Genomic DNA, 21,033 nt, shown 5'->3' with positions numbered 1-21,033 from the left:
AAAATCCCCCATTCCCGATAGCACATTCTAGCGCCGCGGTCGAGGAGTGTCGAGATGTCTGGTCGACTGTTTACCTGACAGGTCGAGCAGTCAACTATTCCCTTTTAGCAGATGGAGAAGCCTCTTTGATAGTGCCTCATCGTTCGTTGCCTCGCATTCCCAAATGACTGCAACCCTCCAACCGAGAGCGGAAAGCTCGTGCTCCACAATACGGTCTCTCTCGATATTTCGCGCAAATTTCTGATTCCATCTTTCCGTATTGGTGGCAGGATGGCTAGCGCGCTTACACACGGGGTGCCGATGCCAGAAGCAGCCGTGGACAAATAAGGCAGTCTTGTATCGAGGAAGGAGGATGTCGGGCGTGCCTGGCAAGTCGCGACGGTGAAGGCGAAACCGGAATCCTAGTCGATGAAGTACCCGCCGCACCCGTATTTCCGGCGCGGTATCCTGCCGTCGAATTCGTCCCATCAAGTCTCGGCGAGCGGTAGCCGATAGGTGATCCATATGAAGTCCTGCGGACGTTCCAACCCTTTTGCTCGGTCAAAGCATGTCTTAAGATGGCCGAACGAGCTGCGGAACGGTTAGAGCCCAATTTCGTATCTTTCTGTGAGGGATCGACCTAGTATCGCATAAGCGCTTCCATTTGAATGAGTAAAATCATCTCTGCGTCAGCCGTACGCGACAAGCGCAGAAGGCGGCGTCGCACACGATCAGTGGTGACTGATCTCGATTTGCCAGCCTTGAAGCGATGCGCGGATGCTGGTCCTGGAAGAGTAAGAAGGGCGGCGAATGCCACAGCCGCTCACAATGTTCCGCTGAAACCAGACCGTCCGCAATCGTCAAGAGTTTCGGGCTTAAGCCGACAGCAACAATTCACGCGTCTCCCCTCACGCCCCCAGCGACGGCTCCGTATTTACCTCCAGCACTTCCCCCGCCTCATCCTCCTCACCCAGCACCTCTCCATGCACCGCAAGCGGCCGCCCGATCCAGATCGGGTCGACCAGATGGTCGCGCTTGGGGTTTGTCGTGTTGGGGTGGATGAGGATGCTGAGGCGGGGGCAATCACCAGCGTTGGTCCACTTAGTTCACAGGGCATTGCGTGCCGCCGCTCGGTGCGCTTCTATCCGTGCCGCGCTATTGGGGGGAGATCAATTGTCTGCCAGGAACCAAACGTCCACCGGTCACGAGGCGAGCGAGGCCGGTTGGCTCGACCTTCATTTCGAATCGTCGCGGCCCGAATATGAGGCGGCCTTGCTCGATGCCGGCATCCGCCCGGGCTGGCGCGTGCTCGATGCCGGCTGCGGCAGCGGCGGCTTCCTGCCGCTCATCGCCAGCGCCGTCGGCCCCTCCGGTTTCATCGCCGCGCTCGACCTCGCGCCCGAAAACATCGCCCGGGTCGAGGCGCTCGCGGGCACGCTGTCCGAGCCGCCGGAAATTGCCACGCATGTCGGCAGCATCCTGTCGCTGCCGTTCGCCGACGCATCGTTCGATTGCGTCTGGTCCGGCAATGTCATGCAGTATCTGACGCCGGCCGAGTTCGAGCTTGCCGTCGGCGAGGCCAGGCGCGTGCTGAAGCCGGGCGGCATCTTGGCGGTCAAAGATTTCGATTCGACCATCTTGCAGATCCTGCCCATGGACCGGGCGCTGCTGGCGCGCTTCATGGCAGCCAGGCTCCAGGGATTTCGCGACCGAGGCGTGCTCGGCACCGATTGCGGTTCGACGCTTCCGGCGCGGCTGCGCCAGGCGGGCCTGGAGGTCGTCAGCCGCAAGGGCTGGCTGGTCGAGCGCTGGGCGCCCGCGCCTCGCTTCACGCGCGACTATGTTCGCGACCTGCTGGCCTATTTTGCAAGCGTCGCGCCGAGCTATGCCCTGCCTGATGCCGACCAGGCCTACTGGCAGGACCTGAAGCAGCGGCCGGATCGCCTGCTCGACGATCCGGACTTCTGCTACCGCGAGTTCTTCGTCATGGCGGTTTGCCAGACATAGCGCTCCGCCGCGACGGCCGAAGCCGCGGCGCTGCGCAAGGCCCCAGGCAAACCCGATTCCAAGATCGAGGCTAGCCAAGCCGCATTCGCCAGATCTCCACTCAAATGGCCGGCTTTCGAGCGAATTTCTTCGCGAACCGTTAATTCGGCCATGGTGTTAATAAGCATCTGCTAATGAACTTGTTCGCGCGGGGGTACGCAATGACCAAGAATCTCGGCAATGCACGCTATGTGCCGCCAAAGGAACAGCAAGGCTCGGCCCTCGGCAAGGTCGCGCCGGCCTTGTTTCCGCTGGCCGTGGTGGCGCTGGGCTATGTGATCGGCAGGCAGTTCTTCGGCCTATAGGCTCGGCCATCAGGCACCGGTTTCGGCCGCGGCTTCGGGCCTTGCTTCGGCGCGGATGCGGTCGCTTGCCACGAGCACGACCGGGCAGGGGACGGCGGCCAGCACCGCCATGGCGGTGTCGCCGAAGAACAGTTCCTCGCCCGGCCGCTGCGTGACGCCCATCACCACCATCGCCGCCCCCTTGGCCACTTCCCTGGCGATCGCCTTGTCGGGGGTGGCGCGGGCGCGGATGGCGGTGTCGACGGCGACGCCGTAGCGGTCGGCGAGATCGACGACGTCCTTGAGCACCGCCTCCTCGCGGCGGTGCGAAACGGTGCCTTGCCGGGCGCCTTTGCGCGCCTGCGAGACATAGAGCACCTTGACCCGCGCCCGGTGCGGCCGTGCCAGCGCCAGGGCGAAATCGGCGGCGCGGCGCGACACTTCCGTGCCGTTGACGGGCACCAGGATGGTGGTGCCCGCGCGCAGCACCGGCATCTTGCCCCCGGCGCCGGCACCGTTCAGCACCAGGCAGAGCGGACCGTCGAAGCCGCTGGTCATGTCGTTCAGCGCTTCGGTGAACGAGCCCTTCTCGGTCAGCATGGCCTCGAGCCCGACCAGCAGCAGGCCATAGCCCTTGCGCGCCTCCTCGGCGATCGTCCGTGCTGTCGCCTCGCGTTCGCTGCGGGCGGTGAGATGCACCTTCTCGACCGGCGTGTCCTCGGCCTTGCTCACCGCTTTGGCGCTTCTGGCGGCGCCCTTCTTGACCTCCTTCAAGGCACGCTCCGGGCCCTTGTCGCGGGCCGGGCCGGCAAGCCTGCCGTCCTTGAGGTGGAGAAGCGTGGTCGGCATGCCGCTGCCGCCGCCGACCAGGCCGGCGAGATAGGCGGTGAACTTGCCGACCGGGCTGTCGTCGACCAGCAGCAGCAGCCGCTCCAGCTTGGAGACGAAGCCGCGCTCGTCGAGCAGCTCGCGGTCGACGCGCTGCTTCTCGGCATCTTCGACGGGCAGCCGGCCGAGCGCCCAGCGCAGCATGGGCGGCATGGCGAGCGTGGTGATGACAGCCATGGTCACGATCATGGTGAACAGATTGTGGGACAGGATGTTCATCGACAGGCCGATCGAGGCGACGATGACCTCGGTCGAGCCGCGCGCGTTCATGGCGCTGCCGACGGCGGTCGCCTCCTTCAGCGTCATGCCGGCGAAGCGGCCGCCGATGAAGGCGCCGCCGAACTTGCCGAGGCTGGCGATGAGCACCAGCGCCAGCGTCAGCAGCGCCAGCGTCGGGTCGGCGAGTACGGTGAGGTCGGCCGAAAGCCCGGCCATGCCGAAGAAGATCGGCATGAAGAGCGCGGTGATGACGCCGCGCAGCTGGCTCTCGATGTGGCTGGACAGGATCGGGGATTCGCCGACCAGTATGCCGGCGACGAAGGCGCCGAGCACGGTGTGGACGCCGATCAGGTTGGTGATCAGGGCCATAACGCCCATGATGATCAGGATGACCGATATGACGGCGTATTCGCTGCGGAAGGAGTCGTTGCTCCAGCGGATCAGCGTGAACACCAGCCGGCGCCCGATGGTGAAGGAGAACAGCATGAACAGCGCCACTTCGGCCACCGTGACCACCAGCGGCACGATTTGAAGGCTGCCATTGGTGGCGATGCCGAAGGTGACGGCGATGATCAGCCAGCCGATCGTGTCCTCGATGATGGCCGAGGAGATGATGACCTGGCCGAGATTGCGGCGCATGAAGTTCATCTCGCGCACCACCATGGCGACGATCTTGACCGAGGAGATCGACAGGGCCGTGCCAAGGAAAAGCCCGGCGACAACGCGCTCGCCGGGGTCGGGCAGCAGCGTGTCTGGCAGGAGCTGCGCCAGCGCGAAACCGCAGGCAAAGGGCACGACGACGCCGGTGACCGAGATCGAAAAACACGCCGCGCCCACCCGGCGCACCAGGCGCAGGTCCGTCTCCATGCCGGTGAGCAGCAGGAGCAGCAGGACGCCGAGCTGGGAGACCGCCTCGATCATGCTCTTCTGCGCGGGGTCGGTCGAGAAGATCAGCTGCTGCGCGCCGGGCCAGAGCCAGCCGAACAGCGAAGGCCCGAGCAGGATGCCGCCGATCAGCTGGCCCATGATCGCCGGCTGGCCGTAGCGCTGGAAGATTTCGCCCAGGCCACGGCCGACCAGAAGCAGAAGCACGATCTCGGCGACGAAAACGCCCTCCGCCGAGCCGCCCATGCCCGCTGCGTGGCTGCTTGCCTGGGCGGCCCAGGCCGGGCCTGCTAAGGCAAGGACGGCGGAAGGGATGAGAATGGCAGGAAGAAATCTCGTTTGCGGCCAGTGCCTAGTCATCCAACCCCTCAACGCGGATCAAGTCCGCTGCGCATAAACGTGCAATGCCGCGCAAGGTTGCGGCGGGTCGGGCCAATCTGTTCGGGCCAATCTGTTGGGGTAAGTGCCGACATAAAAGACAGCCACCTTCTCCCCGTATAGTGACGGGGAGAAAGGCCCATACCGGCTGGACGCCGCCCGCGGATTGCTTCGCCAATTGTCGGCGTAGCGGCGCGATCGGCGATCTAGCCCGACTTCTTGGCGCCGCCCGGCAAAGCACCTTCAGGCGGCGGCTCCGGGCCGAAGACGCTGCGGCCGCCGAGCAGATGCGACTGGTCGAACTCGCCGGCGACGATCTCCTTCAGGCTCGGGCCGGTGACGTAGCGCTCCAGTCGCCGCGCCTGGCCGTCGAGCCGCTGCAAGGCGGCTAGCTCCTCCTCGCGGCCGAGCTTGGCCTTGGCGACTGCCGATTTCATGACGGCGATGGTTTCGTCATAGACCTTCAGCGGCACCGGAAAGGGATGCCGGTCCTTGCCGCCATGCGCCAGCGAGAAGCGCGCCGGGTCGGAAAAGCGGCAGGGCGCGCCATGCACCACCTCCGCCACCATGGCCAGCGCCCGCACCGTGCGGGCGCCGACGCCCGGCACCAGCAGCAATTCGGGAAAGTCCGTCGGACCGCTCTCGATGGCGGCGGAGATGTTGCCGTGCAACCGGCGCATGACGATGTCGCTTTCGCGCACGTCATGATGCGCCGGCATGACCAGATTGGGCAGCATCGGCTGTGCATTGTCGCGCTTTGCCGAAGCCGTCGCCGGCTCGATGGCGGCGAATTCGTGCACGATCCGGTCGGGACCGAGCTGGCGCAGAAGATCGAGCTGGCCGCTGCGCGAGGCCTCGGCGCGATGGTCGGTGAGATTGACGATCTCGCCCTGCCGCTCGCCCTCGATGGCCGCGTGCGGCTGGTCGACGAAACTCTTCAGCCCTTCCGACAGCCAGTGGTAACGGCGCGCCTGCCTTCTGTCGCCGTTCATGCCTTGCTGGACGACCACCCAGCGGCTGTCGTCAGTGACGATGAAGCCATGCAGATAGAGATCGAAACCGTCCTGCACGGCGGCGCTGTCGACCTTGGCGACCAGGCGGCTCGCGGTGGCAAGGGCCGCGCCGTCGAAGCCGACACGTTCGCCGATCATCTCCAGCTCGTGCGGCGTCTTGCGCGAATGAGCGCCACGACCGCCGCAGACATGGATGCCGAGCTCGCCCGACAGCGGCGTCAGCCCGCGCTTCAGCGCGCCAATGACGCTGGTGGTGATGCCGGACGAATGCCAGTCCATGCCCATCACCGCACCGAAGGACTGGAACCAGAAGGGATGCGCCAGCCGGCGCAGCAGCTCGTCGCGGCCGTAATGGTGGATGATCGCCTGGCACAGCACCGCGCCGAGCCGCGTCATGCGGTCGCCCAGCCATTTCGGGACCCGTCCGCCATGCAGCGGCAGGTCGGCGCTGCCGCTTCGCTGCGTCACTTGTTTCGATGCTCCGTGGCCGGCCGCCCAGAGGCCGGCTCTCTCCCTCTAGATGGCATCCATGCGGCCATTTTCCAAGCCGGCACGCAGATGCCCATTCGCGGTTTGATTCAGGATGACGTCTCACCCGGTTGTTCGCAAAGCGTTTTTGTCCATTGCGCGCTAGACATGCACGTCGCCGAAGGAGAGTTCGCCGTTGTCGTCGGGCGTCAGTAAGGCGACGGCCAGCAGGCCGGCAAAGAGGATGGCGACCAGCGTGACGATGACCAGGCCGGGCACGGGACCCAGGGCGGCGGCGCTGACGGCCTCGCGCAATGTGCCGACGAAACCCACCGGCGCGGCCCGATCGAGCAGGCTCGGCGTCGACAGTTTGAGGATCCAGGCGAGCAGCAGGATCAGCATCATATGGATGTAGTTGCGGCGCAAACGGCGCGCCAGCGCCACCCGCTGCGAGACCAGGAATTTCGGCGTGCGCAGGCTTTCGCCGACGATCAGCAGCCAGTCCGAGGCGAAGTCCGGCTGCGGCGAGAATATCTGCGCGAAATAGTGGCGCTCGAACTGGCGCACGCGGGCGCGGTAGACATCGAAGAAGCGGTAGCGCCGCGCCTCGATCCACAGCAACAGCAGCACCAGCAGCATGGCGAACAACAGCACGCCGTGGTGGGCACTGGCCGTCGACAGCGACACCGACAGCATCGCGGCCACGACGGTGATCGCCCAATTGCTGGTCCTGTCGATACGGTCGCGCCATCCCGCCATGCGCGCAATCTCGGCGCGATGGAAATGCGACATCACGGTGACCATTTCGCTGGGCGAAAGCGTCCTGCCGATGGGCGTTGCCGGCGCATCGTTCATAGTTCCCTCCCAACCCAATGAAACGCGTCGAACGCGATCTCGTTCCGCCGGCGGCGGATGGCGCCGACCCAGGCGGACTTTCGGCCACTTCTGTCGCGACGGCGGTGCGCCGAGGCTTTTCAAATGCTTAGGCAGGTTCGCTCAGCTTCTGAGTCCGCGTCCGAGTGGCTCTGGCTCTTGAGAATCCCTTTGCCTTGGGCAACATGACGAACATGAACAAGCCGATTTCCACCGCATCGCCGCGCAAGGCGGCGATGGCGCTGACGGAGGCGCTGGTCGCCCGCACCTTGCGCGCGGTCGAGGATGCCGGGCCGACGCCGGGCATGGTCTACATGACCGACGCCGACTATGCGCGTTTCAGCGACGAAATCCTGGCCGATGCGCCGGCCGGGCCGCTGAAACTGTTCGCCTATGGCTCGCTGCTGTGGAAGCCGGCGGGCGAGGTGAGGGGCGGCGAGCGCGCGGTGGCGACCGGCTGGCACCGCTCCTTCTGCTTCACCGTGCAGCGGTTTCGCGGCACGATCGAGCAGCCCGGCCTGATGATGGCGCTCGACCGTGGTGGCCAATGCCAGGGCATGGTGTTCGAGATCGCGGAGCCGGTTGCCGACAATCTCGAGGCGCTGCTGCGCCGCGAGATGACCATCCTGCCCGCCGTCAACGTGCCGCGCTGGCTGCGGGTCAGGACCGAGGGGGGCATGTGCCGCGCGCTCGGCTTCGTCGTCGATCCCGCCAATGCGCGCTATGTCGGCAGGGTGGACAAACGGGCGATCGCGGCGACGCTGGCCCGCGCCGCCGGCCATTGGGGCTCGGGCGCGCAATATCTGTTCGAGACCATCCGCCACCTCGACGCCTGCGGCATTCGCGATCGCAACCTGTGGCAGTTGCAGGCATTGGTGGCCGAGGAGATCAACCGCGTCCACGCCACGGCTTAGCGATCGGCGTCCCAGCGCAACGCGATCCGGAAGTTCCAGACGCTTTCCCGCCCCTCCAAATCTTCCGCTTGACGAATACATATCCCGACGGTTATACGTCCATCAATAGCCAACGGGTTATCGATTAAATGCCGGATGCTCATGATGCGCTCTTCAGGACGCTCGCCGACCCGACGCGGCGCGCCATCTTCGAACGGCTGTGCCGCCAGGGAGAGCAGACGGTGGGAGCGCTGACGATCCAGTCGGGGGTCTCGCAGCCGGCCGTGTCGAAGCATCTGGGCGTGCTGAAGCAGGCCGGGCTGGTGCGCGACCGCCATGAAGGCCGCCAGACGCATTACAGCGCGCAGCTCGGCGCGCTGGCACCGCTGATGGACTGGACGCGTGAGATGGCCGGGTTCTGGGAAAGCCGGTTCGACGATCTCGAGGATCTGCTCAAAAGGATGGACCAGTGAACGACAGTGCCGCCGACACCCGCACTGTCGTCGTCGAGCGGCAGATTTCGCATCCGCCGGAAAAACTCTGGCGCGCACTGACGCAACCGCATCTGATTGAGGAGTGGCTGATGAAGAACGATTTAAATCCGGTCGTGGGCCATCGCTTCAACCTCAGCACCGCCTGGGGCGGCGTGCTGGATTGCGAGGTGCTTGCCGTCGAGCCGCACAAGACGCTGTCCTACACCTGGAACCTCGCGCACCAGGACCCGGCCTTCGATCTCAGGAGCGTGGTGACCTTTACGCTCACCCCGACGCCTGCCGGGACCCATCTGCGCATGGAGCAGTCCGGTTTCCGGCCCGAGCAGAGGCGGGCCTATGGCGGCGCCAAGATGGGATGGCCGAAATTCCTGGAGAAGCTGGAAGAGCTCCTGGCACGGACGGACTGAAATCCGCCGGCCGGGGTTCATGGCAAGGCTGTTCGAAGGCGGCCGCCGCAACAAAACCTATGGAGGATATGCGATGAAGATCAAGTTGACCCGCGTCTATGTGGACGACCAGGAGAAGGCACTTGCCTTCTACACCGACGTCTTGGGCTTCACCAAGAAGGCCGATTTCAGCAACGGTCCGTTTCGCTGGCTGACCGTGGCCTCGCCGGACGAGCCTGAGGGAACCGAGCTGCAGCTTGCGCTGAACGACAACCCCGCGGCCAAGGCCTACCAGCAGGCCCTGTTCAAGCAGGGCCAGCCGGCGCTGATGCTCTTCACCGACGACATCAAGGCCGATCACGAGCGCATCAAGGCGCGGGGCGGGGCCTTCGCCATGGCGCCGACCGAAGTGACCGGCTCGACCATTGCGCAGCTCAACGACAGCTGCGGCAACCTCATCCAGATCACGCAGCTGGCGCGCTGGTAAGCGGCGTTTCGTTCATTTTCCAGGAGGAGATAGCATGGATTGGAACAAATGGGTCCGGCAAACGCATCGCTGGCTGTCGATCATTTTCACGGGGACCGTCCTCGCCAACTTCGTCGCCATGGGCTTGGGGCAGCCGCCCGCCTGGGTGGTCTATTCGCCGCTGCTGCCGCTGTTCCTGCTGCTGTTCAGCGGCCTCTACATGTTCGTGCTGCCATACGCCGCCAAGCGGCTTGACGGGCGGCAGCGCGCGAGCCAGTAAGGACGGGATGGATGGCGAAGAGGCAGGGGCAATCAGCCAAAGGCGCCGCCAGGCCTGCAACCGCCGGTCCGGTCCTGCTTTCTGGCGGCAATCCGCAGATCGCCAAGGGCGAAGGCAACGCGCCCGTCCAGGCCTATATCGCGGCCATGCCGGGCTGGAAGAGCGAGGTCGGCGGCCGCCTCGACGCGCTCATCGAGCGTGCCGTGCCTGATGTGCGCAAGGCCGTCAAATGGAACTCGCCCTTCTATGGCGTGGAAGGCGAGGGATGGTTCCTCAGCTTTCATTGCTTCACGAAATACATAAAGGTGGCCTTCTTTCGCGGCATGTCGCTGGACCCGGTGCCGCCTGGCCAGTCCAAAAGCAAGGACACGCGTTACCTTGACATTCATGAGGACGACCAGTTCGACGAGGCCCAGTTCACCGAGTGGGTGAAGCAGGCGAGCCGACTGCCCGGCGAACGGATGTGAAATTTGCGCGCCGGGCCCGGATTTGCCGCGCGCAACAGAGCGCCTATGATCGGGCGGACGGGGCGGTGATCGCCCTCAAGGCTGAAGGAGAACGGACATGACGAAGAGCGGGTCGCCAGAAGGCAGATCTCCTTCGCAGCTCATAGACGGCAGGATCGAGGAACTCGGCGACTGGCGGGGCGAGATGCTGAGCCGGCTGCGCGGCCTGATCCGGCAAGCCGACCCCGAGATCGTCGAGGAGTGGAAATGGCGCGGGGTCCCGGTGTGGGAGCATGCCGGAATGATCTGCACCGGCGAGACCTACAAGAACGTCGTCAAGCTGACCTTTGCCAAGGGTGCGGCGCTGCCCGATCCGTCGCGCCTGTTCAACTCCAGCCTGGAAGGAAACACCAGGCGCGCCATCGATTTCCAAGAGGGCGAGGAGGTCGACGAGGAAGCGTTCAAGGCGCTTATCCACGCCGCCGTCGCTCTGAACAAGTCAAAGGCCCGGCGATAGGGTCCGTGTGACTGGCACCGAAGAACGCGGCGGGCAGAACGAAGCCTGTCGCGCTCCTTCGCGCCCTTCTGGCCTCATCCGTCCCTCAGCCACACCAGCATCTCGCCGGGCTCGCGGTTGTCCCAGGCGAAATAGGGAATGGCGGTCAGCCGCGTCTGTCTGGCAGCGGGCGGATCGGTGCGGTAAAGCCCGTTTTGCCAGCCCTCATCGGTATCGGCCAGCGCTGTGGTTGAAAGCGCCACCACGCCGCCCAGCAGGTCCGGCTCGTCATGCGCCTCAATGCTTGCGGTGCGCGGCAATGCGATGCGGTGCAGGCTGCCGTCATTGTCGGTCGCCTCGACGCAGTAGATCAGCGGGCCGCGCGAGAGCGCCACGCGGCCGGCGTCCTGGCGCACCTGCGGGTTGGCGTAGAGCCGTTCGATCGGCATTTCGAGATCGAGGCGGACGCTATCGCCCTTCTTCCATATGCGCCAGATCGCCGCGTAGCCATCGCTGGTGACGTCCTCGAGCTTCACCGTCTCGCCATTGACCTTGAGCGCCGCGCCGGCGCTCCATGCCGGCACGCGCAGATGCAGGGTGAACGCGACCGGCGCCTGCGGCTCGATGGTGATGGCGACCGCCCCGTCCCAGGGGTAGCGGCTCGCCTGCGTCAGCGTGACCGGCACGCCCGCTATGTCGAAACGAGCAGTGGAATCGCCATAGAGATGGACGGCAAGCGCGTCGTCCGCCAGGCTGTAGAAATAGCTGCCGATGGAGGCCACCATGCGCCCGATATTGGGTGGGCAGCACGGGCAGCGGTGCCATTTCCATCTGTTGTGCCGGCCCCGGCTTTCCAGCGGGTTTTCGTAGAAGAACAGCGAGCCGTCGAGCGACAGGCCCGAGATCGAGCCGTTGTAGAGCGCCCGCTCCATGATATCGGCGTAGCGGGCGTTCGGCCCCATGCCGAGCATGCGGCTGGCCCAGAACACCAGGCCGACGGCGGCACAGGTCTCGGCGTAGGCGCTCTCATTGGGCAGGTCGAAATCGCTGGTAAAGCCCTCATTGTGCGCCGACGGTCCGAGCCCGCCGGTGATGTAGAGGTTCTTGCTGGTGAGATCGTCCCACAGCCGGTCGAGCGCCACCCGCAAGCTGTCGTCGCCATATTCGGTGGCGATGTCGGCCATGCCGGAATAGAGATACATCGCCCTGACCGCATGACCGACGACCTTGTCCTGCTCGCGCACCGGAATGTGCGACTGGCTGTATTCATAGGTCTTGAAATGATAGGCCTTGGGATCGGTGCCGCGGGCGCGCGCCTCCTCGTCGAAATAATGCGGTTGCTGGCCGCGCTGGTCGATGAAGTATTTCGCCAGCTCCATGTATTTGTTCTCGCCAGTCACCCGCGCGAGCTTCACCAGCGCCAGCTCGATCTCCTCATGGCCGCAATAGCCTTTCTTCTTGCCCGGCTCGGGCCCGAGCACCGAGGCGATATGGTCGGCATAGCGGCACATGACGTCGAGCAGCTTGCGCTTGCCGGTCGCCTGGTAATAGGCGACGGCGCCCTCGATCAGGTGGCCGGCGCAATAGAGCTCGTGGCAATCGCGCAGATTGGTCCAGCGCAGGCCGGGTTGGATGCGCTGGTACCAGCTCGAGAGATAGCCGTCCGGCTGCTGCAGCTTTTCGTAGAGGTCGATGACGGCGTCGATCTTCTTCTCCAGCTCCGGGTTCTTGGCGCGGTAGAGCGAATAGGCCGCCGTCTCGATCGTCTTGCCCCAGTCGGAGTCCCAGAACATCTGCGTCGTCACCGTCGAGCCGGTGAAGCCGGGGGAAGCCGCCTCGTCGGGCGAAGGGGAATGGAACGGGATGACGACGCCGGGCGAGGGCCGGTCCGGATCGATCTGCTCCAGCATGCCCGCCTCGACGCAGCGGTCGTAGAGGATATCGGCGGTGCGCGCGGCGACGGCATCGGCACGGTCGCCCCAGAAGCCGTGCACGTCGACCTGCGGCACCGGTAGCGGCCGGAAGGCTAGTTTGGGCCTGGAGGCGCTGGCAGGCCTGGCAGAAGACGATGCGGTCATGAACTTACTCCATTCGATCGATCACTTGACGGCCCCGGCCATCAGGCCGCGGATGTAGAAGCGCTGCAAAGCCAGGAACAGGATCAGGCACGGCACCATCATCACGGTGACGCCCGCCTGCACCGCGCCCCAGTCGATGGCGCCGAAGCGGCCGGACTGGAGTGCGGTCATCATCACCGGCAGCGTGAACTTGGACTGGTCGGTCATCAGCACCAAAGCGGCGAGAAACTCGTTCCAGGCGCCGAGAAAGGCGAACAGCGCGATGGTGACGACGCCCGGCCAGACCAGCGGCAGCATCACCTTCAACAGCATGGTGGCGTTTCCGGCGCCGTCCATGCGCGCGGCCTCCTCGATCTCGCGCGGCACCGCGTCGAAGGCGTTGCGCATCATGAAGATCGAGAACGGCAGTTGCAGCGTCACATAGACGCCGACCAGCCCGGTCAGCGTGTTGTGCAGGCCAAGCTTGGTGAGCACCAGGAAGATCGGCGTCAGGATCGACTGGAACGGGATCATGATCGTCGACAGGATGAGGACGAAGAACAGGTCCTTGAGCGGAAATCGGAAACGCGAGAAACCGTAGCCGGCGAGCACGGAGACGACGACCGAGACCAGCACCGTCATGACAGAGACGTAGATGCTGTTCTGCGCCGAGACCCAGAGCCCGTCGCCGAAGGTGTTGAGCGTGGCGTAGTTCTCCAGCGAGAAGCCTGTCGTCGGCCAGGGCGGCAGCGGCGGCTGGCGCGCCTCCTGCGCCGGCTTGAAGGCCGACAGCGCGGCCCACACGATCGGCGCCACGAACAGCACCGAGGCGACGATGCCGGTGGAGTGCCTGACGACGCTGGCGGCGAGCTTGCCTTGAGCGGACATTGCCTGCGCCATCAGTCGAGGCCCTCGGGCTTCCTCAGCAGCCAGAGCTGCACGAGGCTGAGCGCCACCAGGATCACCAGCAGCACCATGGAGAGCGCCGCGCCATAGCCGAGCTTGAACGACACGAAGGACTGGTTGAAAATCCAGTACACCGCCGTCAGCGTCTGGTTGCGCGGGCCGCCGCGCAGGATGATGTAGAACTGGTCGAAGGCGAGGACCGAGCCGGCCACCGACAGGATCAGGGCCAGCGCCAGGGTGCGGCGCATCAGCGGCAAGGTAATGGCCCGGAATCTTGCGAACGGGCCGGCGCCGTCGATGACGGCCGCTTCCTGCAAATCCTGCGGGATCGATTGCAGGCCGGTCATCAGGATGATCATGGTGAAGCCGGCGACCTTCCACACCACCATCGCGATGATCGACCAGAAGGCCGGCTGGAAGGTGGCCAGAAGATTGAATTTCCTGTCGATCAGGCCGAGGTTGTAGGCGGCCGGGCTGAACAGGCCGGAATCGACGTTGAGCAGCCATGACCAGAGCAGGCTCGCCGAGGCGAAACCGACCACCGCCGGCATGAAGAAGGCGGTGCGGTAGAGATTGGTCAGCGGGCGCGGCCGTTCGATGAAGATGGCCAGCGGAAAGGCGACGGCGAAGATCGCGATGGTGACGATCACCGTGTAGTAGCCGGTGAATTTCAGCGCATTCCAGAACCTGGTGTCGCGCAGGATCGCGACGTAATTGTCGAGGCCGATGAAGGAGTGCCCGCCCATCAGGGGCCAGTTGTGCAGCGACATCCACGCCGTCATGCCGAGCGGGATGACGAAGAACACCATGACCAGCGCCACGGCCGGCGCGACGTAGATGAGACCGATCCATTGCCGGCGACCGGCACCGACGAGTTTTCGGGGGCGGGGCGGGGCGGTGGTTGCTGTGATGGTGGTCATGGCTGGCCCGCTTTTCCTTCTCCCCTTGTGGGGTGAGCGGCCGGTTCGCCGGAGGCGAATTCATCGTGCCAGTGGCACGATGAAAGGCCGGCGAACACCGGGACGCTGCGAAGCAGCGGGGACCCGGCAGAGTGGATCGGCCACCACCCGGCCCTTCGCAGGCTCAGGGCGTTCGAAGCTCGAAAAGCCAAGCAGTTGGCTTTTCGTCCGCTGCGCGGACCGCTTCTCACCCCACAAGGGGAGAAGGGGAGGCGAAGTGCGCTAGGTCCCAAGCTGTCGATGCTAGTGAGTCTTCTCAACGCGATAGCCCTGTATCTGAACCAAACAGTATCCGGCCACCCGCTCAGGGAGACAGGCGGGCGGCCGGCAGGCGCCTATTTCTGCGGCGCCTGGTCTATGATCGACTGCATGGTCTCCTGCGCATTGGCGATGGCGCCGTCGACGTCGTCGCCGAAGAACACCTCGTTGACCATCTGCGTCCACGGGCCGTTGGCGGAGTTGATCAGGTCGTTGAACACCACCGAATAGGGCGTCTTGCCCTTGGCCATGGCCTCGGCTGCGACCTGGTAGCGCGGGTCGAGGTCCTTCAGCGCGTCCTTGGCGATGTCGCCGCGCACCGGCAGGCTGCCATATTTGGCCAGGATCGTCTGGCCTTCCAGCGAATAGGCGAAGTCGAGGAACTCCTTCACCACATCGATCTTCTTGGTGCCCTTGGTGACGACGAAATTGTCGCCGCCGGCAAAGGACGACCAGCCGCCATCCTTGCCCGGCAGGAAGGTGATGCCGTAGTCGATATCGGGATACTGGGTGTTGAGCGCGCCGATAGCGAAGGCACCCGACGGCGAGATGCCGATGTTGCCGCCGGCGAAGGCGGCGAAGAAATTGGCGCCGGTGTCGGTCTGGGCGCCTTCCGGCACCAGGCCCTTCTTGACCATCGAGCGGTAGAGATCGATGGCGCCACGCAGCTGCGGGCTGTCCAGCGTCGCCTTGGAGCCGTCCTGTGAGAGGATATCGCCGCCCGAGGCCCAGACCAGCGGCGTGAAGGTGAAGATGTTGCAGCCGCCGCAATTGCCGGAGAAGTAGAAGCCCTTGATGTTGCCGCCGAGCGCGTTGACTTTTTCGGCGTCGGCTTCGATCTCGGCCCAATTGGCCGGGCCCTTTTCGGGGTCGAGGCCGGCCTGCTTGAACAGCTTCTTGTTCCAGATCAGCACCGAGGCGTCGGCGGAGAAGGGCAGGCCGTAAATGCGGTCCTTGTACGTGCCGGTCTTCACATGAGCCGGCGACAGGCTGGCGAAATAGGGGAGCGACTTGGCCCAGTCGGTGATGTCCTCCAACTGGCCGGCGGCAGCAAAGGAGGGCGTGTAGATCAGGTCGAGCGACAGCGCGTCGGGCGCCGTGCCGCCGGCGGCGGCAGCACCGTATTTCGGAATGATCTCGGCGTTGGGGATGATGTCGAGCTTGATCTGGTTGGTGTGGCCCTTGTTGTAGGCATCGACGATGCGCGGCATGAAGTTCGAGCCGTCGGCGCGCACCCAGATGTTGGCGGTCTCGGCGGCGGCAAATTGCAGCCCGCAGCCGAATACGGCGGCCGTCAAGGCCAGCCTGGCAATCAAAGTCCTCATATTCTCCTCCTCCACGTTTTGGCCGCGACGCGCGGCTTGCCGCCGATTGCGGCGTTTGGTTCTTCAGCCGTCCGGCAGGCGGCCGCAGGACTGACGCACCACCAGCCGGCACGGCAGTTTCCGGATGCCTGGCGCGGCGGGCTTGCCGCCGACCAGGGAAAGCAAGGTCAGCCCCGCTTCGCGGCCGAGCGCAGCCAGGTTCATGTCGACCGAGGTCAGCGGCGGGCGCGTCGCTTCGGCCACGATCTCCCAATTGTCGAAACCGATGACGCCTACATCGCCGGGCACGTCGAGACCGCGTTCGCGCAAGGCATCGATGACGCCGCGCGCGATCTGGTCGTTGCCGCAGAAGACGGCGTCCGGTCTTTCGCTTGCGTCGTCGGCCGCGCCGTCGAACAGCCTCGCCACGGCTTCGTGTCCCCAGGCCTCCGACCACGAGCCGAGCAGCGGCTCGGTGACCGACAGGCCGTTCTCGGTCAGAACATCGCGATAGGCCTGCGCCCTGGCGTGCACCACGGCAAAGCTCGCCGGTCCCGAGACATGGGCGATGCGCCTGCGGCCGAGCCGACAGAAATGCTCCACCGCCAGCCGCGCGCCGCCAGCGTCGTCGGAGACGAAGGCGACGGCGTCGGGATCGGGCTGGGTGAAGGCATAGATCACCGGAATGCGCAGATTAGACAGGTCGACCGGCAGATGACGGTCGATGCGCTTGCCGGTGGCGATGATGCCGTCAACGCGCTTGTCGAGCATGGCCTCGACATGGAGCTGGCCGAGACGCGGATCCTCCTCGACATTGCACAGGAACACCGAGACGCCGGCGTCGACCAGCGCGTCGGAAATGCCCGACATCAGCGGCAGCGAGAAGCGGCCATAGGTATCGTTGGTGAGCAGGCCGACGGTGAAGGAGCGTCGCCGCAGCAGACTCTGCGCCAGGCTGTTTGGCCGAAAGCCGAGGCGCTGCGCGGTCTCGCGAATGCGCTCGCGGGTCTCGGCGGTCATGCGGCCCTGGTCGTTGAGCGCCTTCGAGGCGGTGGCGACGCTGACGCCAGCCTCGGCCGCCACGTCACGCAAGGTGACGGGCTTGGGAAAGGCTGGCTGATCGTCCAATGCCATTGCGGCGAAAATCCCGATTGGGAAAAGGTTTTCTCTTACAGGCCGGAATGACCCGGCCAATGGCCGAGCCCGCTCGGAAATGTTTGGAAAAACCTTTTCTCAACCCAAGCTAGGCCAGATCCAGAGGCTGTTCAAGAGGAAAAGTGGCTGGTCCTCCGGTGGTGCGAAGCGGCCGCCGGAGGGCGGGCTCACGGGCTCGGCGAGTTCATATCAGGCGCCTAATCGGCAGTCGTCAGTGCTGCCATGGCGCGAGCCAACCAAAGCGGCAATCGGCGACATGTCTACAAACGACTCTTCGGTCTTAACGCTTGCGCAAATATTATCGGTTAGTTCGCTAGTCATGGCCTCGTGGCGGAGCGGCTACGCTGGAGACGGCAAATCTCTGAAGCCTCGGTTCGATCCCGAGGCGAGGCCTCCAAAAATCATATGACGTAGAGCCTGCGTCGGACCATCAAGGGCGATGGGTCTTGCCAGCTTGCATTTTGCGGCCTGGGCCGGACAGGTCCTCGTCTTCGTCGTGACACTGACGCGCCGGCAAGAAGACTGCTACCCAGCCGCCTTGCGCGCTTTCAGCATCTGACGATCGGGGTCACGTGGCATGCGGCCGGCGTTAAAGCAGCCTATTTGCATTTGGCATGCAGGGCACTCGCCAAAAGAGTGCTATGGAAGGGCAAGAGCTTGCCCGCTCCGACTTTCCCCGACATTCGAGGCCATTTTCGTGCGTGAACCGTCGCTGTTGCCCGTCTTTGGAAAACTTGGCGCCAAGGGACCCCGTGCCGTTACGGTGGAACCGGTCCCGTCGGCAGGTATCGCCCCGCGGCTGCGGGAGGCGCTGGCCGCCCATGGCGGCATGGTGTTGAAGCTGTCGGTCGTCGCCTGGACGATATCGGTCCTGGGCATGGTCTTCTTCATGTTGCAGGGCTGAGGCAAATGGCCAACCGCTACGCACTGCGCATGGACTTGCCCCAAAGCTGGGCCATCATCGACGTCTTCACCGGCCAGCCCGTCGTCGTCAGGCAAAGGGCGATGGTCGGCATGAGCCCGCGCGACGCCAACGCCATGGTCGATCAGATGAATGTCCGGGACGTCAAGCGCCGGGAGAAGGCGGAGCGTAAATCCTGATCCAGCGCCGTCCGCCTGTCGTCTCAGCGGAAGTCGTCGGCCGTCAGCACATACATGCTCTTGCGCGTGCGGTCATAGGCCTTTGACGCTACGTCGCGGATGACACTGCTCTCGGTGTCGAAGGTGGCGAGATAGCCGGCTTCATTGGCTGCCGTCGCCGGCTGCATCCTCGTCATGGCATCGGCGGCGACCGAGAAGGAAATCTGGAACATGCCGTCATAGCCGACGAACCGGATGCGCTTGCCGGCCTCGTCGTAGCTGCGGCTGCGGTTGGGGAAGGTCAGGCTCATGATTTTGCCTCCGTCGTTTTCTTCACCGCGCGTTTCTTCTTCGGCGTCGGGTTCAGGGCCTCGGCCACGCGGTCGGCTTCTTCCTTGGCCAGCCGCAATTGCCTCAGCCTTGCCGTCTTGATCTCCCTGGCCCTCGCTTCGGACATATATTCGGCGGTTGCCTTGTTGCGCTCCGCCGTCTTCTTCTGCTTGTCGACAAAGCGCGCTTCAGCTTTTTCCATGATCGTCTGGTTGCCGTCGGCCATCGAGGAAATCTCCCTTGCGTCTGAAATCGTGAAAATGAACTTGTCCGATAAATAGGCACTCTGCCGGGAAAATTCAAATTTTTGAAATATTTGGTCGTTTTCCGACCCGATGAAACCGGGCGCCGAAATAATACTATGATTATTCAATATCCGCTCGGAATAAATTTTGGCACTCCTATCTATCGAGTGCCAAAGAGCCTATAGAAGGGGGCGGCCGCCTATGCCGGCCCCAGAAAGAAGTTCTCATGAAATTTCGGCCACTCCACGACCGCGTCGTCATCCGGCGCGCCGAAGGCGATATCAAATCCAAGGGCGGCATCATCATTCCCGACAATGCCAAGGAAAAGCCGCAGGAAGGCGAAGTGATCGCGGTTGGTCCCGGCGCCCGCGACGAAAACGGCGCACTTGTTCCGCTCGACGTCAAGGCCGGCGACTTGATCCTGTTCGGCAAATGGTCGGGCACGGAGGTCAAGATCGACGGCGAGGATCTTCTGATCATGAAGGAAGCCGACATCATGGGCGTTATCGAAAAGAGCGTCGAAGCCAAGAAGGCCGCCTGACTGAAGCGCCGCGCCTCTGCGCGGTGACGGCTCCACTCCAAATGCGAACTGGATAAAATCATGTCTGCCAAGGAAATCAAATTCTCCACCGATGCGCGCGACCGTATGCTGCGCGGCGTCGAGATCCTCACCAATGCGGTCAAGGTCACGCTCGGCCCCAAGGGCCGCAACGTCATCATCGACAAGGCCTATGGGGCGCCGCGCATCACCAAGGACGGCGTCACCGTCGCCAAGGAAATCGAGCTTGCCGACAAGTTCGAGAACATGGGCGCGCAGATGGTGCGCGAAGTGGCCTCGAAGACCAACGACCTCGCCGGCGACGGCACCACCACTGCCACGGTGCTGGCCGCCTCGATCCTGCGCGAAGGCGCCAAGCTGGTTGCCGCCGGCATGAACCCGATGGACCTCAAGCGCGGCATCGACCAGGCCGTCGCGGCCGTCGTCGTGGAAATCAAGGCGAAGGCCAAGAAGGTCAAGTCGTCGGCCGAGATCGCGCAGGTCGGCACAATCGCCGCCAATGGCGATGCCAGCGTCGGCGAGATGATCGCCAAGGCGATGGACAAGGTCGGAAATGACGGCGTCATCACCGTCGAGGAAGCCAAGACCGCGAACACCGAACTCGACGTCGTCGAAGGCATGCAGTTCGACCGCGGCTATCTCTCGCCCTATTTCGTCACCAATGCCGACAAGATGCGCGCGGAGCTGGAAGAGCCCTATATTCTCATCCACGAGAAGAAGCTCGGCAATCTGCAGGCAATGCTGCCGATCCTCGAAGCGGTGGTGCAGAGCGGCAGGCCGCTGCTGATCATCTCCGAGGACGTCGAAGGCGAGGCTCTGGCGACGCTGGTCGTCAACAAGCTGCGCGGCGGCCTCAAGGTCGCGGCCGTCAAGGCGCCGGGCTTCGGCGACCGCCGCAAGGCGATGCTGGAAGACATCGCGGTGCTCACATCCGGCCAGATGATCTCCGAGGATCTCGGTATCAAGCTGGAGAACGTCACCATCGAGATGCTCGGCCGCGCCAAGCGCGTGCTGATCGAAAAGGACACCACCACGATCATCGACGGCGCCGGCACCAAGGCGACCATTCAGGCGCGTGTCGCCCAGATCAAGGGCCAGATCGAGGAAACCACTTCCGACTATGACAAGGAGAAGCTGCAGGAGCGGCTGGCCAAGCTCTCCGGCGGCGTTGCCGTCATCCGCGTCGGCGGCGCCACCGAGTCGGAAGTCAAGGAAAAGAAGGACCGCATCGACGACGCGCTGAACGCCACGCGCGCGGCGGTCGAGGAAGGCATCGTGCCGGGCGGCGGCGTGGCCCTGCTGCGTGCCAGGACGGCGCTTGCCGGCCTGAACGGCGCCAATGCCGATGTCACCGCCGGCATCTCGATCGTGCTCAGGGCACTCGAAGCGCCGCTCCGCCAGATCGCCGAGAATTCGGGCGTTGAAGGCTCCGTTGTCGTCGGCAAGCTCTCCGACAGCAAGGATCACAACCAGGGTTTCGATGCCCAGAACGAGGCGTATGTCGACATGATCAAGGCGGGCATCGTCGATCCGGCGAAAGTGGTGCGCACCGCGTTGCAGGATGCCGGCTCGATCGCCGCGCTTTTGATCACCGCCGAAGCGATGATCTCGGACATTCCGGCCAAGGATGCCGCGCCTGCGGGCGGCGGTGGCGGCATGGGCGGCTACTAGGATTCGGCCGGCTCG

Annotated in this window: 25 protein-coding genes; 13 read left to right on the top strand and 12 right to left on the bottom strand. The window is 64.4% G+C overall.

Annotated features, from left to right (window positions below; all coding sequences use genetic code 11):
* Positions 1–90: 90 nt before the first annotated feature.
* Positions 91–504, bottom strand: a complete 414-nt coding sequence (vsr, locus tag FJ940_RS18795; RefSeq protein ID WP_140657473.1) for a DNA mismatch endonuclease Vsr — start codon at positions 502–504, stop codon at positions 91–93.
* Positions 505–887: 383 nt separating this feature from the next.
* Positions 888–1,046 carry a DOPA 4,5-dioxygenase family protein gene (locus tag FJ940_RS18790; RefSeq protein WP_281405885.1) on the bottom strand — a complete coding sequence of 53 codons (159 nt, stop codon included), beginning with the start codon at positions 1,044–1,046 and terminating at the stop codon, positions 888–890.
* A gap of 106 nt (positions 1,047–1,152) precedes the next feature.
* Between FJ940_RS18790 and FJ940_RS18785 the strand changes: the two genes are divergently transcribed.
* Together FJ940_RS18785 and FJ940_RS28515 are read left to right on the top strand one after the other, a co-directional pair.
* Positions 1,153–1,986, top strand: coding sequence for a methyltransferase domain-containing protein (locus tag FJ940_RS18785; RefSeq protein WP_246671050.1), 834 nt, complete (start codon positions 1,153–1,155; stop codon positions 1,984–1,986).
* A 200-nt stretch (positions 1,987–2,186) separates the two neighbouring features.
* Positions 2,187–2,330: a hypothetical protein gene (locus FJ940_RS28515; RefSeq protein WP_181168574.1), complete on the top strand. Its 144-nt coding sequence runs from the start codon at positions 2,187–2,189 to the stop codon at positions 2,328–2,330.
* A 9-nt stretch (positions 2,331–2,339) separates the two neighbouring features.
* Here FJ940_RS28515 and FJ940_RS18780 read toward each other — a convergent pair whose 3' ends face one another.
* From FJ940_RS18780 to FJ940_RS18770, 3 genes are all read right to left on the bottom strand, one after another.
* Complete coding sequence (locus FJ940_RS18780) at positions 2,340–4,547, bottom strand: cation:proton antiporter (RefSeq protein WP_246671051.1); 2,208 nt, start codon at positions 4,545–4,547, stop codon at positions 2,340–2,342.
* Between the two features lie 338 nt (positions 4,548–4,885).
* A complete protein-coding gene (locus tag FJ940_RS18775; protein ID WP_140657470.1) occupies positions 4,886–6,160 on the bottom strand; it encodes a DUF763 domain-containing protein in 1,275 nt (424 codons plus the stop codon).
* A gap of 162 nt (positions 6,161–6,322) precedes the next feature.
* Positions 6,323–7,015, bottom strand: coding sequence for a DUF2270 domain-containing protein (locus FJ940_RS18770; protein ID WP_140499219.1), 693 nt, complete (start codon positions 7,013–7,015; stop codon positions 6,323–6,325).
* A gap of 212 nt (positions 7,016–7,227) precedes the next feature.
* Here FJ940_RS18770 and FJ940_RS18765 point away from each other — a divergent pair, with 212 nt between their 5' ends.
* The 7 genes from FJ940_RS18765 (at position 7,228) to FJ940_RS18735 (ending at position 10,515) form a co-directional block, all read left to right on the top strand.
* Entirely contained in the window at positions 7,228–7,947 is a 720-nt protein-coding gene (locus tag FJ940_RS18765) for a gamma-glutamylcyclotransferase (protein ID WP_140657468.1), read from the top strand.
* Between the two features lie 128 nt (positions 7,948–8,075).
* Entirely contained in the window at positions 8,076–8,399 is a 324-nt protein-coding gene (locus tag FJ940_RS18760) for a metalloregulator ArsR/SmtB family transcription factor (protein WP_140499215.1), read from the top strand.
* Positions 8,396–8,827, top strand: coding sequence for an SRPBCC domain-containing protein (locus FJ940_RS18755; RefSeq protein WP_140499213.1), 432 nt, complete (start codon positions 8,396–8,398; stop codon positions 8,825–8,827). Before FJ940_RS18760 ends, FJ940_RS18755 begins: the two co-directional genes overlap by 4 nt.
* A 73-nt stretch (positions 8,828–8,900) precedes the next feature.
* Positions 8,901–9,293, top strand: a complete 393-nt coding sequence (locus FJ940_RS18750; RefSeq protein WP_140657466.1) for a VOC family protein — start codon at positions 8,901–8,903, stop codon at positions 9,291–9,293.
* 34 nt (positions 9,294–9,327) lie between these two features.
* On the top strand, positions 9,328–9,552 hold the full coding sequence (locus FJ940_RS18745) for a hypothetical protein (protein WP_140516265.1): 225 nt from the start codon (positions 9,328–9,330) through the stop codon (positions 9,550–9,552).
* A gap of 11 nt (positions 9,553–9,563) precedes the next feature.
* Positions 9,564–10,019 carry a DUF1801 domain-containing protein gene (locus FJ940_RS18740; RefSeq protein ID WP_140657464.1) on the top strand — a complete coding sequence of 152 codons (456 nt, stop codon included), beginning with the start codon at positions 9,564–9,566 and terminating at the stop codon, positions 10,017–10,019.
* 97 nt (positions 10,020–10,116) lie between these two features.
* Entirely contained in the window at positions 10,117–10,515 is a 399-nt protein-coding gene (locus tag FJ940_RS18735) for a DUF1801 domain-containing protein (RefSeq protein ID WP_140499206.1), read from the top strand.
* Between the two features lie 74 nt (positions 10,516–10,589).
* Here the strand turns inward: FJ940_RS18735 and FJ940_RS18730 are convergent, their stop codons facing one another.
* From FJ940_RS18730 to FJ940_RS18710, 5 genes are all read right to left on the bottom strand, one after another.
* Complete coding sequence (locus FJ940_RS18730; RefSeq protein ID WP_140657462.1) at positions 10,590–12,572, bottom strand: glycoside hydrolase family 127 protein; 1,983 nt, start codon at positions 12,570–12,572, stop codon at positions 10,590–10,592.
* A gap of 21 nt (positions 12,573–12,593) precedes the next feature.
* On the bottom strand, positions 12,594–13,451 hold the full coding sequence (locus FJ940_RS18725) for a carbohydrate ABC transporter permease (protein ID WP_140521386.1): 858 nt from the start codon (positions 13,449–13,451) through the stop codon (positions 12,594–12,596).
* Complete coding sequence (locus FJ940_RS18720; protein WP_140622837.1) at positions 13,451–14,377, bottom strand: sugar ABC transporter permease; 927 nt, start codon at positions 14,375–14,377, stop codon at positions 13,451–13,453. Before FJ940_RS18720 ends, FJ940_RS18725 begins: the two co-directional genes overlap by 1 nt.
* Before the next feature lie 374 nt (positions 14,378–14,751).
* Positions 14,752–15,999 carry a sugar ABC transporter substrate-binding protein gene (locus tag FJ940_RS18715; RefSeq protein ID WP_140516254.1) on the bottom strand — a complete coding sequence of 416 codons (1,248 nt, stop codon included), beginning with the start codon at positions 15,997–15,999 and terminating at the stop codon, positions 14,752–14,754.
* Positions 16,000–16,062: 63 nt separating this feature from the next.
* The gene (locus FJ940_RS18710; protein ID WP_140556327.1) at positions 16,063–17,112 is read right to left on the bottom strand and encodes a LacI family DNA-binding transcriptional regulator; all 1,050 of its coding nucleotides are present in this window, start codon (positions 17,110–17,112) and stop codon (positions 16,063–16,065) included.
* Positions 17,113–17,830: 718 nt separating this feature from the next.
* Between FJ940_RS18710 and FJ940_RS18705 the strand changes: the two genes are divergently transcribed.
* A complete protein-coding gene (locus FJ940_RS18705) occupies positions 17,831–18,037 on the top strand; it encodes a hypothetical protein (protein ID WP_140521390.1) in 207 nt (68 codons plus the stop codon).
* Positions 18,038–18,042: 5 nt separating this feature from the next.
* On the top strand, positions 18,043–18,234 hold the full coding sequence (locus FJ940_RS18700) for a hypothetical protein (RefSeq protein ID WP_140521391.1): 192 nt from the start codon (positions 18,043–18,045) through the stop codon (positions 18,232–18,234).
* A 23-nt stretch (positions 18,235–18,257) separates the two neighbouring features.
* Here the strand turns inward: FJ940_RS18700 and FJ940_RS18695 are convergent, their stop codons facing one another.
* A complete protein-coding gene (locus tag FJ940_RS18695; RefSeq protein WP_140499190.1) occupies positions 18,258–18,524 on the bottom strand; it encodes a DUF1488 domain-containing protein in 267 nt (88 codons plus the stop codon).
* Positions 18,521–18,769 (bottom strand): hypothetical protein, encoded by a 249-nt coding sequence (locus FJ940_RS18690; protein ID WP_140499188.1) that lies wholly within the window; start codon positions 18,767–18,769, stop codon positions 18,521–18,523. The genes FJ940_RS18695 and FJ940_RS18690 overlap by 4 nt, the downstream gene beginning before the upstream one ends.
* A 245-nt stretch (positions 18,770–19,014) precedes the next feature.
* Between FJ940_RS18690 and FJ940_RS18685 the strand changes: the two genes are divergently transcribed.
* Both FJ940_RS18685 and groL read left to right on the top strand, forming a co-directional pair.
* Positions 19,015–19,329 (top strand): co-chaperone GroES, encoded by a 315-nt coding sequence (locus tag FJ940_RS18685; protein WP_140516246.1) that lies wholly within the window; start codon positions 19,015–19,017, stop codon positions 19,327–19,329.
* A 60-nt stretch (positions 19,330–19,389) separates the two neighbouring features.
* Positions 19,390–21,018, top strand: coding sequence for a chaperonin GroEL (gene groL, locus FJ940_RS18680; protein WP_140582610.1), 1,629 nt, complete (start codon positions 19,390–19,392; stop codon positions 21,016–21,018).
* The last annotated feature ends 15 nt before the right edge of the window (positions 21,019–21,033 follow it).

Source organism: Mesorhizobium sp. B2-3-7, assembly GCF_006442695.1.
GTDB lineage: Bacteria > Pseudomonadota > Alphaproteobacteria > Rhizobiales > Rhizobiaceae > Mesorhizobium.
Note: the sequence above shows the minus strand (reverse complement) of the source record. Positions and strands in the feature narration are given on the sequence as shown.